The sequence below is a fragment of the Bacillus sp. MT94 genome (assembly GCF_058792475.1).
In genome coordinates, this window is record NZ_JBXAEZ010000001.1 from 55,553 (window position 1) to 70,912 (window position 15,360).

Genomic DNA, 15,360 nt, shown 5'->3' on the forward strand with positions numbered 1-15,360 from the left:
TCAATTGAACATCTTCAATATTGCAATTATGCATATTAAAAGAGATTTCAGAGACGTAAGAACTTTAGTTTTTATGTTAGCATTTCCGATTGTGCTTATGCTTGTGTTAGGAACAGCGTTAACCAACGCATTTAATAGTGATAGTCATTCGATTAAAGATATACAAGTGCTATATAAAGATGAAGCGAGTAGCACGTTTTCTCAATCATTTGAAGCATTTACGAAAGAAGTGGATAAATCAGGTATTCATTTTAAAAAAGCTTCCGAAGGTATAGATGGGAAAGAAGAAGTGAAGAAAAATAAATATGCTGCTTATGTAGAGTTAAATAAAGATGGTGCAAAATTTTACGGAAGTGACAAAAGTAGTATTGAGGGGAGTATTGTGGAAGGAATGCTTACAACATTTGTTGATAAGTACAATGTAGCGGTCGAAGTTGCAAAAGTAGATCCTACTAAGGTGAGCACAGTTATTTCAAACGGAAATCATAATGATTATATAAAAGAAACATCCTTACAAGCTGCGAAAAAACCAGGTTCTATGGATTACTATGCGGTTGTAATGACAACGATGATTGCACTATATGCTGCGATGGGAGCGAGTTCTTTAATTCGAGGAGAACGAATACGTAAAACAGGAGATCGTCTCATTGCTGCACCTATAAGTAAAGCTGAAATATTCATTGGAAAAGTACTTGGTAGCCTAGTAGCAAATGCCCTGTGCATATTACTCGTCATGTTATTTAGTAAATTTGTTTTTCAAGCGAATTGGGGCGACCATCTTGGAATCATATTTCTTATTTTATTAACACAAGTCTTTCTAGCAATTAGCTTCGGTTTAGGAATCGGATATATTACGAAAACAGCTGAAGCGTCTAGGGCAATTATTATGGTTGTTGTGCAATTAGCTTCTATTTTTGGAGGTGCATATTTCGTAATAGAAGAAAATTTCGTTACGAATTTATCACCATTAACTTGGGCAAATACAGCTGTTATGAAAATTATTTATGCAAATGATGTAGGGGCAGCATTATCAGTCATTTCTTTAAACCTTGGAATTTCAGCACTCTTTTTATTAATTGCAATTATTGCATTACGTAGACGGGAGGGGCTATAGTATGAAGGATATTTTATGGCTCATACAAAAAACGTTATCTGTGCTTTTGAAAAATAAAAAAAGTTTACTCATTATAATTAGCTTGCCGATAATAGGGACGCTCATTTCCTTCTCGATATATGGAAATGCAGGGCAAGGAACGTTAAATATCGGGATTGTAAATAAAGAAAATGAGCCGATAACAAATGATACGATAAAGTTTTTAGAAGGATTAAATCATGTGAATGTGAGTAAGGTTAAGGAGTCTGAAGTAGAAGATAAACTCACTTCCAAAAAACTTGATGGAGTTATTACATTGGATTCTGGTTTTTCAAAAAGTGTTCGAGAAGGGAAACCAGAGCATATTGAAATTTCATCGATTAAAGGTGATCAAGTAACAGGATTTATAAAATCATATTTATATAATTATATTGATAATATAGCAGCTATTAGTAAAGTAGCAGGAACAGATCAAAGTACATTCGACAATATGTACGCAGGGTATCAAAAAGGTTCATTTAAAATGAAAACTGAGACGCTAGAAGATACTTCGAAAAATAAAGATATGACAAATCAAACGATGGGTTACCTTATTATGTTTATGCTGTTTTCAGCAGCTAACTTATCAGGCCATATTTTAAAAGAAAAAGAGAATAGAACGTACTTTAGACTATTATCAACGCCGATAGATGGGAAGAAGTTCATATTATCTAATGTCGGGGTAAATATGATAATACTAACAGTACAAATTTTGATTACAATCCTATTCCTAACGAATGTTTTTCATACGAATATCAATATGCCTTTTATAGTGATGATGGGCGTACTAATGCTATTTGCATTAATCGCAATTGGAATATCATTAGTTCTTGTAGCTTTTTCGAAAAACTCAGCATCGGCAAATGCGATGCAAAACATGGTCATTGTACCAACATGCTTACTTGCGGGATGTTATTTCCCATATGATATTATGCCAAGTGCAGTACAAAAAGTAGCTAATTTTCTTCCACAGCGCTGGTTGTTAGATACAGTATCGAAACTACAGCAAGGAATTCCATTCTCTGAGTTGTATTTAAACATTTTAATTTTATTCGCTTTCGCGATTGCATTCTTCTTAATTGCGATTTATAAGTTTGGAAGAAATAATGATGCGAGGAATTTTGTTTAATGTGAAAAGGATGTGACGTTAAGTCACATCCTTTTTTGTATGAAGCATGAAATCTAAACTTGAATGACAAAATAGAAAGGTGGAAAGAAAATGATCGGAAGGAAATCAAAATGATTAAAAAAATATTGCGAGTTACTTCTATTGCTATTGCTATTTTCGTTTTTATTTTAATATGGATGCATATCGATGTTACCTTAGGTAGGAAAATGGAAGCTGGGAAAAACATGCCGACAGAGTATACGCCTCATTATAGTGATTTTCAATTATATGTAGAAGGGAAATCATTATATGAACAGCTATTTGAAGATATTAAAAAAGCGAAAAGCTCCATCTACACTTATTTCTTCATTTTGTCGGATGATAAAAGTAGTCATACTTTTTTAAACTTATTAAAAGAGAAGGCAAAAGAAGGAGTAAACGTCTATTTATCAGTTGATCGCATGAATGATTTATCATTTGAAAGAAAGATGATAAATGAATTGAGGGAAAGTGGTGTGCATTTTACATATAGTAGAAAACCTGCATTGCCATTCGGATTTTATTCACTTCACCATCGTAATCATCGCCGTATTACGACGATTGATGGGGAGATTGGCTATACAGGCGGATTTAATATAGGAGATGAGTACTTAGGGAAAGATAAGCGATTTGGATATTGGCGTGATTATCATGTACGGCTTAAAGGAGAAGGAGCAAAAGATTTAGAAGAGCAGTTTGCTTTAGATTGGAAACGAGATACGAAAGAAGAGATAAAGAGGAGTACGAATAAAGCTAGTAAAGGGAATACATTACATACTATGACTAGTTACAATGGGCATTACGTTGCTGAAAAATATATAGAGCTCATAAAACAAGCTCAACACTCCATTGTAATTGCAACGCCGTATTTTATAGCAAAAAATAAAGAATCTATGAATGCTTTAATCGCAGCACAAAAGCGTGGTGTTACAGTAAAAATACTTTGGTCATATAAACCAGATCTACCTCTTATAAAAGAAGCGGCGTATCCATACATACGTCAAGCTGTTAATAATGGGATTACTGTATATGGGTATAAAAAAGGAATGTTCCATGGTAAATTAATGCTTATTGATAATGAATTAACCGTTATTGGTACAACAAACTTTACTTCGCGTAGCTTCAACATAAATGATGAAATGAATTTTTATATTTATGGTGGTCCTATTGTAGGACAAGTTAATAAGGCATTAACAGAGGATTTTCATGATTCGAAAGAAATGACGAAAGAGTTTTTTGAAAAGTTATCTTTTTGGGAGCGTTGTAAGGAGAAAGTAGCGGGATTGGTTGAGTTCTATTTGTGATGATGGATTAGGAAAGGGTGCCTACAAAAGGCACCCTTTTTGGTGGGAAATCATTATTTTTCATGCACCAGCATCGTAACATCATCATTGATCAACGTCCCCACATGTTCGCCTAAACATATTTTCTTCATGACCCCAGGCTCATCAAAGTTAAAGACATGCGTTGGTAAATTGTAGTCCCTGGCAAGCAGTAATGCCGCTTGGTCCATGACTTGTATATTTTGTCTAACGACATCATTATAGTTTAGTTTGCTGTACATTTTTGCTGATTTATTATGCTTTGGATCACTTGTAAAGACGCCATCTACCCCTTGTTTTGCGACTAATATGGCATCACTATTCATCTCGATGGCTCTTTGTACACTTGGATAATCTGTTGTCACGAACGGTTGGCCGTTTCCGCCTCCAAAGATAACGATATAGCCGTTATCTAAATGGTGGACTGCACGCAAGCGAATGTATGGTTCAGCTACTGCATTAAATGGAATGGAAGTCATAACGCGTACTTCTCTATTTGTTTTACTTGTTAAAACACCGCGAAGCATTAAGCTGTTAATAATTGTACCTAACGTACCGATATTATCAGCTTCCACGCGATCGATTCCCCATTCTTCAGCTAGATGCCCCCTAAAAATGTTACCGCCACCGATGACGATGGATACTTCGATACCTAAATCAACAATGGATAAAATTTCGTTTGCGATATGTTCTAATCGTTTGGAGTTAAAGCTATTTCCAGTTTGATCGGCAAGTGCACCGCCGCTTAATTTAATTAAGACACGTTTATATGGTCTCATAACAATTCCCCCTATATAGATCGCAATAAAAAAGGAACAAAGGCGAATGCCTTTGTTCCTTTTTAAGAAAATGAAAAAGAAAAGAAGAAGATAGGACGAATTGCTTTGTATAGTTTTTCATAACATCCACTCCTTTTCATTTTGATTTGTTTTAAGTATATATCTTTTTGATTATACGAAACAATCTGATTACTTATCAAGTTTATTTTATCGTTTTTTAACAAAATGGTGTCAATGAAAAAAAGAAGAAAAATATTTGAATTTTTTGTGACGAACTTGTAGGTTTTTGTATGATTTTGTAGGTTCGCTTATAAGATGTGTGAGTAGCTTTTATAAATTCAAATTGAAAGCGTTCGCATGAAGGGGATGAACATAAATGAAAAAATTCGGATTGGCAACACAAATTTTTGTCGCGCTTGTTTTAGGGATTGTAGTAGGGGCAGTCTTTTATGGCAATAAAACGGCGATTTCTTATATCACACCAATTGGGGATATATTTATTCACTTAATTAAGATGATTGTAGTACCAATTGTTATTTCAGCCTTAATTGTTGCGGTAGCTGGTGTAGGAGATATGAAAAAGCTTGGGAAACTGGGCGGTAAGACAATTCTTTATTTCGAAATTATTACGACGATTGCTATTTTAATGGGATTACTTGCAGCGAATATATTCCAACCAGGTACTGGTGTTGATATGAGTAATTTACAGCAAAGTGATATTTCTTCTTATAAACAAACAGCAGATGCAACGGAGAAGAAAGGTTTTGCTGAGACAATTGTTCACATTGTACCAAAAAACGTATTTGAATCGATTGCACAAGGTGACCTATTACCGATTATATTCTTCTCAGTATTATTCGGCTTAGGAGTTGCGGCAATTGGGGAAAAAGGAAAGCCTGTTTTTAACTTCTTTGAAGGCGTACTCGAAGCAATGTTTTGGGTTACAAATCAAGTTATGAAATTTGCACCATTTGGTGTATTCGCATTAATTGCCGTTACAGTTGCAAAATTTGGTGTAGCAACATTACTTCCGCTAGGAAAACTAGTGCTAGCTGTATACGTAACTGTTATACTATTCGTTGTGATTGTATTAGGTATTAATGCACGAATGGTTGGAGTAAACATTTTTACATTAATAAAAATTTTAAAAGAAGAACTGATTCTTTCGTTTACGACAGCAAGTTCAGAAGCTGTTTTACCTAATATAATGAGAAAAATGGAAGAGTTCGGTTGTCCAAAGGCAGTTGCCTCTTTCGTAATTCCGACAGGTTATACATTTAACTTGACTGGATCGGCTATTTATCAAGCGTTAGCGGCATTGTTTGTTGCACAAATGTACGGTGTGCACATGTCACTAACGGAGCAAATAACGTTATTATTCGTTCTCATGTTAACATCCAAAGGTATGGCGGGAGTTCCAGGTGCATCGTTCGTTGTTGTATTAGCAACGTTAGGTTCAATGGGGCTACCACTAGAAGGTATCGCGTTAATTGCGGGAATTGACCGCATTTTAGATATGATTCGCTCATCTGTCAATGTATTAGGAAATGCATTAGCGGCCATTGTTATGTCGAAGTGGGAAGGCGAATTCGATAATGAGAAAGCAAAACAATATGTAGAAACAGTCAAAGAAACAAAAGCAGCATAAGAAATCGTTAAGGAGTGAATAATCATGGCAACATTAACTGAAGTTAAAAATGGTGTTCGAATTGAAAAAGATTTTTTAGGTGAAAAAGAAGTACCAAACTATGCATACTACGGCGTACAAACAATGCGTGCAGTTGAAAATTTCCCAATTACAGGATACAAAATCCATGAAGGCTTAATTAGAGCGTTCGCAATTGTAAAAAAAGCAGCAGCACTTGCGAATACAGATGTAGGAAGATTGGAATTGAACAAGGGTGGCGTGATTGCAGAAGCTGCTCAAGAAATTCTTGATGGAAAATGGCATGATCATTTCATCGTAGATCCAATTCAAGGCGGAGCAGGTACTTCAATGAACATGAATGCAAATGAAGTCATTGCCAATCGTGCTCTTGAATTATTAGGAATGGAAAAGGGAGACTATCACTATATTAGTCCAAATAGTCATGTAAACATGGCGCAATCAACAAATGATGCATTCCCAACGGCGATTCATATCGCAACGTTAAATGCATTAGAAGGCTTATTACAAACGATGGGTTATATGCACGATGTATTTGAATTAAAAGCAGAACAGTTCGATCATGTGATTAAAATGGGTCGTACACATTTACAAGATGCTGTGCCAATTCGTCTTGGACAAGAGTTTAAAGCATACTCTCGCGTACTTGAACGTGATATGAAACGAATTCAACAATCACGTCAACACTTATATGAAGTGAACATGGGAGCAACTGCAGTTGGTACAGGCTTAAATGCAGACCCAGAATATATTGAAGCAGTTGTAAAACATTTAGCTGCAATTAGTGAACTACCACTAGTTGGTGCAGAAGACTTAGTAGATGCAACGCAAAATACAGATGCATACACAGAAGTATCTGCAGCACTTAAAGTATGTATGATGAATATGTCTAAAATTGCGAATGACCTTCGCTTAATGGCATCAGGTCCACGTGTTGGTTTAGCAGAAATTATGTTACCAGCTCGTCAGCCAGGTTCATCTATTATGCCAGGGAAAGTAAACCCTGTTATGCCAGAAGTTATTAACCAAATTGCGTTCCAAGTAATTGGTAATGACCATACAATTTGCCTTGCTTCAGAAGCAGGACAATTAGAATTAAACGTTATGGAACCAGTACTTGTTTTCAACTTACTGCAATCAATTAGCATTATGAATAACGGTTTCCGTGCCTTTACAGATAATTGCTTAAAAGGAATTGAAGCGAATGAAGATCGCTTAAAAGAGTATGTTGAGAAAAGTGTAGGAATTATTACAGCCGTGAACCCTCATATCGGTTATGAAGCTGCAGCTCGCGTTGCGAAAGAAGCAATCGCGACAGGGCAATCCGTTCGAGAACTTTGTGTGAAAAATGGTGTACTGTCACAAGAAGACTTAGAGTTAATTCTAGATCCATTCGAAATGACGCACCCAGGGATTGCAGGAGCAACTCTTTTAAAGAAAAATTAAAAGAAGAGGGGGGACAAGCCCCTCTTTTTTGTTTACAATATAGAAATGCTATATATGAATAGAGGTAGGGATGTTATGAGCAAGTTTACAGTAGCTTCTAATGGTGCATTAGAAACAACATTAAGAGGAGCAGAAGTATTATCAACACCACTTTTAAATAAAGGGGTAGCTTTCACACAAAATGAAAGAGAAGAGTTAGGTTTAAAAGGGTTATTACCGCCAGCGGTTTTAACGTTAGAAGAACAGGCACGCCGAGCATACGAACAATTTAGTTCTCAGCCGGATGATTTATTAAAGAATGTATACTTAACTGCGTTACATGATCGAAATGAAGTATTATTTTATCGTATATTAACAGATCATTTACGTGAAATGTTACCGATTGTATATACACCAACTGTCGGTGTAGCAATTCAAAGATATAGTCATGAATATCGTAAACCACGTGGTGTTTATTTATCGATTAACGATCCATCAGGTATTGAAGAAGCATTCACCAATATTGGTGCAACAGCTGAGAACATTGATTTAGTCGTTGTAACAGATGGAGAAGGCATATTAGGAATTGGTGACTGGGGCGTTGGTGGTATTAACATTGCAATCGGAAAGCTAGCTGTTTATACGGCCGCAGTTGGAATCGATCCTAGCCGCGTATTACCGGTAATTTTAGATGTAGGTACAAACCGTGAGGAACTATTAAACAATCCATTTTATATTGGAAATCGTCACCCTCGTATAACAGGTGAAGCTTACGATGAATTTATTGATACGTTTGTACAAGCGGTAAATAAACAATTCCCGAAAGCACTTTTACATTGGGAAGACTTTAGCTCTCGTAACGCACGAAAAATTTTAGATAAATACCGTCATGACGTTTGTACGTTTAATGATGATATTCAAGGTACAGGTGCAGTTTCACTTGCGGCAGTATTATCGGCAGTGAAAGCTTCTGGTGTACCGCTAAGTGAACACCGCGTTGTTGTATTTGGTGCTGGTACGGCTGGAATCGGTATCGCAGATCAAGTTAGAGATGCGATGGTCCGCGTAGGTGTATCTGAAGAAGAATCATATAAGCGTTTCTGGTGTATTGATCGTAACGGGTTAGTTACAGATAATATGGAAGATCTTCTTGATTTCCAAATTCCGTACGCAAGAAAAGAAGCAGAAGTAAGTGAGTGGAAAGAAAATGATGTGATCGGACTTGCTGAAGTTGTGAAACATGTAAAACCGACAATTTTAATTGGTACATCTACTGTTGCAGGTGCATTTAAAGAAGAGATTATTAAAGAAATGGCTTCTCACGTAGAAAGACCAATCATTTTACCAATGTCGAATCCGACGCCACTTGCTGAAGCAAAACCAGCAGATTTAATCGAGTGGACAGAAGGAAGAGCGTTAGTTGCAACAGGAAGTCCATTTGAACCAGTTACATATAACGGTGTAACGTATGTGATTGGACAATCAAATAATGCACTTATTTTCCCAGGGCTTGGTCTTGGAACAATTGTAGTACGAGCAAGCGTCATGACGGATGGAATGTTCGCAGCGGCTGCTGAAGCAGTTGCAAGTATGGTAGATACAAGTCAGCCAGGAGCACCTATTTTACCAGAGGTCGAAGAATTACGTAATATCTCAGAAATGGTTGCAATTGAAGTAGCGAAAGTTGCAGTTGCAGAAGGTGTTGCAAGAGTGAACTTAAGTGATAACGATATCAAGATGGCAGTGCAAGAAGTAATGTGGAAGCCAGAGTATCGCCAAATAAAAGCGGTAGAAAAGGTTAGAATATAGAAAAAAAGCCCGTTTATAACAATAAGCGGGCTTTCACTTTTACTACTGAAAAAAAGTATAGGAAGTGTCACCTTTGAATTGGAATCAATTATGGAAGAAAGATATGTCCCTTTTAATTATATTAATGGTCGTTGTTCCGATTGCTGGGGAGCTGAACTTTCATCCCTTTAATGATACATTTCGAGTTAGCTTCGGTACACCGCTATTCTTCTTTTTATTATTATTTTTAAGAAGAGCACCAGCAGGAGTTGCAGGTATTCTTGTTGGTATATCTGTAGTCTTATTCCGAGTATGTCTTGACTGGATCATGCAAGGTTCATTTCATATGACAGAATCATTTTATTTGCGTTATCCTGTGTTCTTCTATTATTTTATTTATGGCAGTTTTTTTTCGCTTTGTAGGGTAAATAAGTTCCATCAGAAACCAATCATTATTGGATGCCTTGGAATTTCAATTGAAATTGTTGCAAGTATGTCAGAACTTGCGTTTTATCACATGTTAGTACTAGGTACAACAATAACGATTTCTGAAGTGAATAAACTTATTATTATTGCTATTTTTCGTAGTTTCTTTGCACTTGGTTTTTTAAATATGATGAATTTATATGAAACGAAATTAAAAGAATCGCAAGTTCGAAAAGAAAATGAAAATATGTTAATGCATCTTTCTAATTTATATGTGGAATCTGTTCATTTGAAAAAGACGTTACAAAATGCGGAGTTAATTACACAAGAAGCATATCAACTATATCGAAATTTACAAGTAAGCGCTGATTCAAGTAGTAAAACAGCATTGAAAATAGCGGGGGAAGTGCATGAAATAAAAAAGGATAATCAAAGGATATTTGCAGGGTTATCTAAACTGTTATTAGATAAAAATGTGGCTGAATATGTAGAAGGACATGAGTTAGCAGAGATGATTGTTAGAATAAACGAGAAGTATGCTGAAATGCTAGAAAAGGATATACGTTTTTCTAAACATATAGAAGGTGAGCATGCTGCATACCACGTGTATACAGTGCTATCAATTTTTAATAACTTAGTTGCAAATGCAGTTGAAGCAATTGAAGATAAAGGTTTCGTTATTATTAAGCTATATAAAAGAAATCAGCATATATTTTTTGAAGTAATTGACGATGGGCCTGGTATTACACAAAAGTATAAGAAATTAGTATTTAAGCCAGGATTTACTTCCAAGTATGATCAAACGGGAACACCGTCAACTGGTATTGGGCTTTCTTACATAAATGAAATGGTAACAGAGCTAGGCGGAGAAGTGAAATTAGAAGACCGAGAAAATAAAAGAGGATGTAAGTTTATCGTTTGTTTACCAGAGGATAGTTTAAAGCGGGAAGGGGAATAGATTTGTTTTATTATATCGTAGACGATGATGAAGTTTTCCGTTCGATGCTTTCGCAAATTATTGAAGATGGAGATCTTGGAGAAGTAATTGGTGAGGCGGATGACGGAGCTTTTATTGAAGCGGATCAACTAAATTTTAAAAAAGTAGATATTTTATTTATTGATTTGTTGATGCCGATGAGGGACGGAATTGAAACAGTTCGTCACATTGCGTCAACTTTCACGGGGAAAATTATTATGATTTCTCAAGTGGAATCGAAGCAGCTTATAGGTGAGGCATATACACTTGGTGTAGAATATTATATTACAAAACCATTAAATAAAATCGAAGTTGTATCTGTTGTACGCAAAGTGATGGAGCGTATTAGATTGGAGCGTTCTATACATGATATTCAAAAATCATTGAATAACGTGTTTCAGTGGGAAAAACCGCAATTGCGTACTGAACCAGTGCAAGAAGGAAAAAAGATAGGGGATTTAGGACGCTTTTTACTATCAGAACTCGGTATTGCGGGAGAGAATGGAAGTAAAGATTTACTTAGTATGCTGGAATATTTATATGGTCAAGAAAAGGCACAGACATTTGAGTTTGGCTTTCCTGCGTTAAAAGAAATTTTTCATCATATTACGATAAGGAAATTAGGGGATCTAGCTTTAGGTGCGGATATTGATAAAGAGAAAAAAGCGTCTGAACAAAGAGTACGTCGAGCTATTTATCAGTCGTTAAATCATTTGGCTTCTTTAGGACTAACAGACTTTTCAAATCCAAAATTTGAAAGCTATGCTCCAAAATTTTTCGATTTCACCGTAGTTAGAAAACGGATGACAGAAATGACGAAAGATGAACTCGCATCTTCTGGTCATACGCGAATTAATACGAAGAAGTTTATTCAAGTGTTGTATTTTGAGGCGAAGAGGTTGATGGAGATAGAGTGAAGAAGATGCTTATAAATAAGCATCTTTTTTTGTTAAATCAACATTTTATATTTTCTCGTGGAGCATGTAAAATGTTAAGTAAGAGAAAATGGTTTTATATTAAGGAAGTGTCAAAGCGATGAGTTTCACATTGAATAAATCGATTATTAAAGAAGTGTGCGGAGAGACCTCATATAAAAGAGGTGAAACCTATTATAAATCAAATAAAGTGATAATAGATCATTACGATGAAAATAAAGAGATTTGTGAGGCGACAGTAAAAGGGAACGAGGATTTCCATGTTACAGTAGCAAAAGCCAAAAAGGGTGATGTTGTTGCAAAATGTAGTTGTCCTTCATTAGCGTCTTTTCAAACGTACTGTCAACATGTTGCAGCAGTATTAATACAAATAAACTATAATCAACAAACAGGTGGAATGAGCTCCACTAGTAACAGAAATGATCAATTGACAAGTGGTATGTTTCAGCTGTTTGCAGACAAACCACTGAGGCCAAAAAGTAAACAACACCGTTTTGATACACGTGAAATATTAGATGTTGAGTTTATATGTACACCAGTAGCTACGAGAAGTGGTGGTGCTCTTCTTGGAATTCAATTGAAACTTGCCAAGTTGTATTTCATAAATCATATTAGAGAATTTCTTTCTAAGGTGGAGAAAAGAGAGTCTTTTCATTGTTCAAATGAATTTACATATACAACAGATGTACATAGTTTTAAACAAGAAACGGATGCAATTATTCAGCAGCTCATTAAAATGTATCATAACGAAAAAATGTATGAGGATGCGCTAGAAGTACATGCGAAACAAGATGAAAGTATGATATTTATACCACCAGCTTCATGGAAAGATATGCTCTCTTCACTTTCTAAAGTTGAATATGTACAGCTGAAACAAAATAAACAACTGTTTCAGGGATTACAAGTTTCAAAAGGTTTGTTGCCGTTACACTTTGAATTTACGAAGGGAAATAATGGCGGATTTACACTTCATATAGATGGTCTAAATCGTGTACAAGTTATGGATATGTATAACAATGCACTTTATGGTGGGAAATTATATCACTTACACATTGAAGATTGTATGCGACTTATTGAATTACAAAAGATGATGAGTCGCTCAAATAGTAATCAGTTTTATATTCCAGAAAGTAAGATGGAACATTTCGTCGCGAAAGTTGTACCAGGCTTAATGAAGCTCGGAACGGTACACATTGATGAAGTAATATCGGATCGTGTTGAAACACCTTCGCTAAAAGCGAAATTGTATTTAGACCGCGTGAAAAATCGCTTATTAGCAGGTCTTGAATTTCACTATGGGAACGTCATGATTAATCCGCTAGAAGAGGATGGACAGCCGTCTGTTTTTAATCGTGATGAGAAAAAAGAAAAAGAGATTTTAGACATTATGAGTAAAAGTGCCTTTGCAAAAACAGAAGGCGGTTACTTTATGCATAATGAAGAAGCTGAGTATAACTTTTTATATCACGTCGTGCCAACATTAAAAGGTTTAGTTGATATTTATGCGACGACAGCAATCAAATTGCGAATTAGTAAAGGGGATGCAGTTCCTCTTATTAGAGTGAGAAGAAAAGAAAGAATTGATTGGTTGTCATTTCGTTTTGATATAAAAGGAATACCAGAAGCAGAAATTAAAGGTGTATTAGCGGCCCTTGAAGAGAAACGTAAATATTATCGATTGGCGAACGGTTCGTTTTTGTCGCTAGAGAGTAAAGAGTTTAATGAAATTAATCAGTTTATAAAAGAATCAGGTATTCGGAAAGAATTTTTACATGGAGAAGAGGTAAATGTTCCGCTTATTCGGAGTGTAAAATGGATGAACGGACTTCACGAAGGCAATGTTTTAAGTTTGGATGATTCAGTTCAAGAGTTAGTAGAAAACATTCAAAACCCGAAAAAATTAAAGTTTGCTGTGCCAAATACTTTAAATGCAGAAATGAGAAAGTATCAAGTATATGGGTTCGAATGGATGAAAACACTTGCTCATTACCGTTTTGGCGGTATTTTAGCAGATGATATGGGACTTGGAAAAACGTTGCAAAGCATTGCTTTTATAGATTCTGTTTTGACTGAGATTCGAGAAAAGAAACTGCCAATATTAGTCGTTTCACCATCATCTCTTGTTTATAATTGGTTTAGTGAATTGAAAAAATTCGCCCCGCATATTAGAGCAGTTATTGCAGATGGAAACCAAGCAGAGCGCCGGAAAATTTTGAAAGATATAACGGAATTTGATGTCGTAATCACGTCATATCCATTACTGAGAAGAGATATAAGATTATATGCAAGACCATTTCATACACTATTTCTTGATGAAGCACAGGCGTTTAAAAACCCTACAACGCAAACGGCAAGAGCTGTGAAAACAATTCAAGCTGAATACCGTTTCGGACTAACTGGTACACCTGTAGAAAATTCATTAGAAGAGCTATGGTCTATCTTCCATGTCGTCTTCCCGGAATTATTACCAGGAAGAAAAGAGTTCGGTGATTTAAGGCGTGAAGATATAGCGAAGCGAGTGAAACCATTCGTATTAAGACGATTAAAAGGGGACGTATTAAATGAGTTGCCAGAGAAAATAGAGCACTTACAATCATCGGAGTTATTACCCGATCAAAAGAGTCTCTATGCTGCTTATTTAGCGAAGTTAAGGGAAGAAACGTTAAAGCATTTAGACAAAGACACGTTACGTAAAAATAAAATTAGAATTTTAGCTGGTTTAACGAGATTGCGACAAATTTGTTGTCATCCCGCTTTATTTGTTGATGATTACAAAGGAAGTTCAGCTAAATTTGAACAACTGTTAGAGATTTTAGAGGAATGTAGAAGTACAGGGAAGAGAATATTAATTTTTTCTCAATTTACGAAGATGCTTTCCATTATTGGTCGGGAGTTAAATCGACAAGCAATTCCATACTTTTATTTAGACGGGAGTACACCAGCGCAGGATCGTGTAGAGCTGTGCGATCGGTTTAACGAAGGAGAAGGAGATCTATTTCTCATTTCTTTAAAAGCTGGTGGTACCGGACTTAATTTAACTGGTGCAGATACAGTAATATTATATGATTTATGGTGGAATCCAGCTGTTGAACAACAAGCGGCCGATAGGGCGTATCGAATGGGACAAAAAAATACAGTGCAAGTTATAAAGCTAGTAGCTCAGGGAACAATTGAGGAGAAAATGCATGAACTGCAAGAAAGTAAGAAAAATTTAATCGCTGAAGTGATTGAGCCGGGAGAAGAGAAATTGTCCTCAATCACAGAGGAAGAAATTCGAGATATTTTAATGATTTAATATAAAAAAGCTATGCCTTCAAATTTATGAGGGCATAGCTTTTTTGTTGTAATAATTATATTTTGTTTTGTACAAAGTAAAGAAATCAAATGTTATTTAAATTACTTCTTTGTACCTTTACTTTTGTATGGTTTGGCAGCTGCCTTTTTCTTTGCACTTGATTGCCAACGGTTCCATCCTTTACTTCCTGTACCTTGTCCTACACCTTTTTTCGGTTTTGCTTTCGTTTTACTCATATGATCACTCCGTTATATAAAAATCTTATTTGATAATAGTCAATGATTTAGAAAATACTCTTTATAAATGACTATGATTGCTTTAAGTAAAAATAAACTGCTTGAATGCTATAGTATATCATGAAATTGCAAGTAAACTGAAAGGAATTATAAAGAAAATGAAAATAATAAGAAATACTGCGGATTCTATATTCCGAACGATCACATTAATTGTTGTGTATACGTTAGTTTCG

The 15,360-nt window shown here is 35.5% G+C and carries 11 protein-coding genes; 9 read left to right on the forward strand and 2 right to left on the reverse strand.

Translation table 11 applies throughout. The features are described from left to right. Positions 1 to 4: 4 nt before the first annotated feature. From AC1Q51_RS00255 to cls, 3 genes are all read left to right on the forward strand, one after another. Entirely contained in the window at positions 5 to 1,114 is a 1,110-nt protein-coding gene (locus AC1Q51_RS00255) for an ABC transporter permease (RefSeq protein ID WP_001020153.1), read from the forward strand. Between the two features lies 1 nt (position 1,115). Beyond that, the gene (locus tag AC1Q51_RS00260; protein ID WP_090976120.1) at positions 1,116 to 2,261 is read left to right on the forward strand and encodes an ABC transporter permease; all 1,146 of its coding nucleotides are present in this window, start codon (positions 1,116 to 1,118) and stop codon (positions 2,259 to 2,261) included. Positions 2,262 to 2,371: 110 nt separating this feature from the next. Then, complete coding sequence (gene cls, locus AC1Q51_RS00265) at positions 2,372 to 3,583, forward strand: cardiolipin synthase (RefSeq protein ID WP_492331292.1); 1,212 nt, start codon at positions 2,372 to 2,374, stop codon at positions 3,581 to 3,583. A gap of 53 nt (positions 3,584 to 3,636) precedes the next feature. Here cls and pyrH read toward each other — a convergent pair whose 3' ends face one another. Next, entirely contained in the window at positions 3,637 to 4,380 is a 744-nt protein-coding gene (pyrH, locus tag AC1Q51_RS00270) for a UMP kinase (protein ID WP_001248061.1), read from the reverse strand. A gap of 376 nt (positions 4,381 to 4,756) precedes the next feature. On the opposite strand from pyrH, the gene AC1Q51_RS00275 reads away from it, so the two are divergent. The 6 genes from AC1Q51_RS00275 (at position 4,757) to AC1Q51_RS00300 (ending at position 14,891) form a co-directional block, all read left to right on the forward strand. Further along, positions 4,757 to 6,028 carry a cation:dicarboxylate symporter family transporter gene (locus tag AC1Q51_RS00275; protein WP_000713291.1) on the forward strand — a complete coding sequence of 424 codons (1,272 nt, stop codon included), beginning with the start codon at positions 4,757 to 4,759 and terminating at the stop codon, positions 6,026 to 6,028. A gap of 24 nt (positions 6,029 to 6,052) precedes the next feature. Continuing rightward, positions 6,053 to 7,492: an aspartate ammonia-lyase gene (aspA, locus tag AC1Q51_RS00280; RefSeq protein WP_000224200.1), complete on the forward strand. Its 1,440-nt coding sequence runs from the start codon at positions 6,053 to 6,055 to the stop codon at positions 7,490 to 7,492. A gap of 75 nt (positions 7,493 to 7,567) precedes the next feature. Further along, on the forward strand, positions 7,568 to 9,280 hold the full coding sequence (gene malS, locus AC1Q51_RS00285) for an oxaloacetate-decarboxylating malate dehydrogenase (protein ID WP_065228756.1): 1,713 nt from the start codon (positions 7,568 to 7,570) through the stop codon (positions 9,278 to 9,280). A 64-nt stretch (positions 9,281 to 9,344) separates the two neighbouring features. Beyond that, the gene (locus tag AC1Q51_RS00290) at positions 9,345 to 10,643 is read left to right on the forward strand and encodes a sensor histidine kinase (protein WP_080477855.1); all 1,299 of its coding nucleotides are present in this window, start codon (positions 9,345 to 9,347) and stop codon (positions 10,641 to 10,643) included. A gap of 2 nt (positions 10,644 to 10,645) precedes the next feature. After that, positions 10,646 to 11,578 carry a response regulator gene (locus AC1Q51_RS00295; protein ID WP_006918521.1) on the forward strand — a complete coding sequence of 311 codons (933 nt, stop codon included), beginning with the start codon at positions 10,646 to 10,648 and terminating at the stop codon, positions 11,576 to 11,578. 118 nt (positions 11,579 to 11,696) lie between these two features. Further along, positions 11,697 to 14,891 (forward strand): SNF2 helicase associated domain-containing protein, encoded by a 3,195-nt coding sequence (locus tag AC1Q51_RS00300; RefSeq protein ID WP_492331293.1) that lies wholly within the window; start codon positions 11,697 to 11,699, stop codon positions 14,889 to 14,891. A 101-nt stretch (positions 14,892 to 14,992) separates the two neighbouring features. Here AC1Q51_RS00300 and AC1Q51_RS00305 read toward each other — a convergent pair whose 3' ends face one another. Continuing rightward, positions 14,993 to 15,127, reverse strand: coding sequence for a DUF3934 domain-containing protein (locus AC1Q51_RS00305; RefSeq protein ID WP_000047588.1), 135 nt, complete (start codon positions 15,125 to 15,127; stop codon positions 14,993 to 14,995). Between the last annotated feature and the right edge of the window lie 233 nt (positions 15,128 to 15,360).

Excerpts from the sequence above, each read along its gene's own strand:
- AC1Q51_RS00260 (WP_090976120.1), top strand. The coding sequence starts at position 1,116 with ATGAAGGATATTTTATGGCTCATACAAAAAACGTTATCTGTGCTTTTG.
- cls (WP_492331292.1), top strand. The coding sequence starts at position 2,372 with ATGATTAAAAAAATATTGCGAGTTACTTCTATTGCTATTGCTATTTTC.
- pyrH (WP_001248061.1), bottom strand. The coding sequence starts at position 4,380 with ATGAGACCATATAAACGTGTCTTAATTAAATTAAGCGGCGGTGCACTT.
- AC1Q51_RS00275 (WP_000713291.1), top strand. The coding sequence starts at position 4,757 with ATGAAAAAATTCGGATTGGCAACACAAATTTTTGTCGCGCTTGTTTTA.
- aspA (WP_000224200.1), top strand. The coding sequence starts at position 6,053 with ATGGCAACATTAACTGAAGTTAAAAATGGTGTTCGAATTGAAAAAGAT.
- malS (WP_065228756.1), top strand. The coding sequence starts at position 7,568 with ATGAGCAAGTTTACAGTAGCTTCTAATGGTGCATTAGAAACAACATTA.
- AC1Q51_RS00300 (WP_492331293.1), top strand. The coding sequence starts at position 11,697 with ATGAGTTTCACATTGAATAAATCGATTATTAAAGAAGTGTGCGGAGAG.
- AC1Q51_RS00305 (WP_000047588.1), bottom strand. The coding sequence starts at position 15,127 with ATGAGTAAAACGAAAGCAAAACCGAAAAAAGGTGTAGGACAAGGTACA.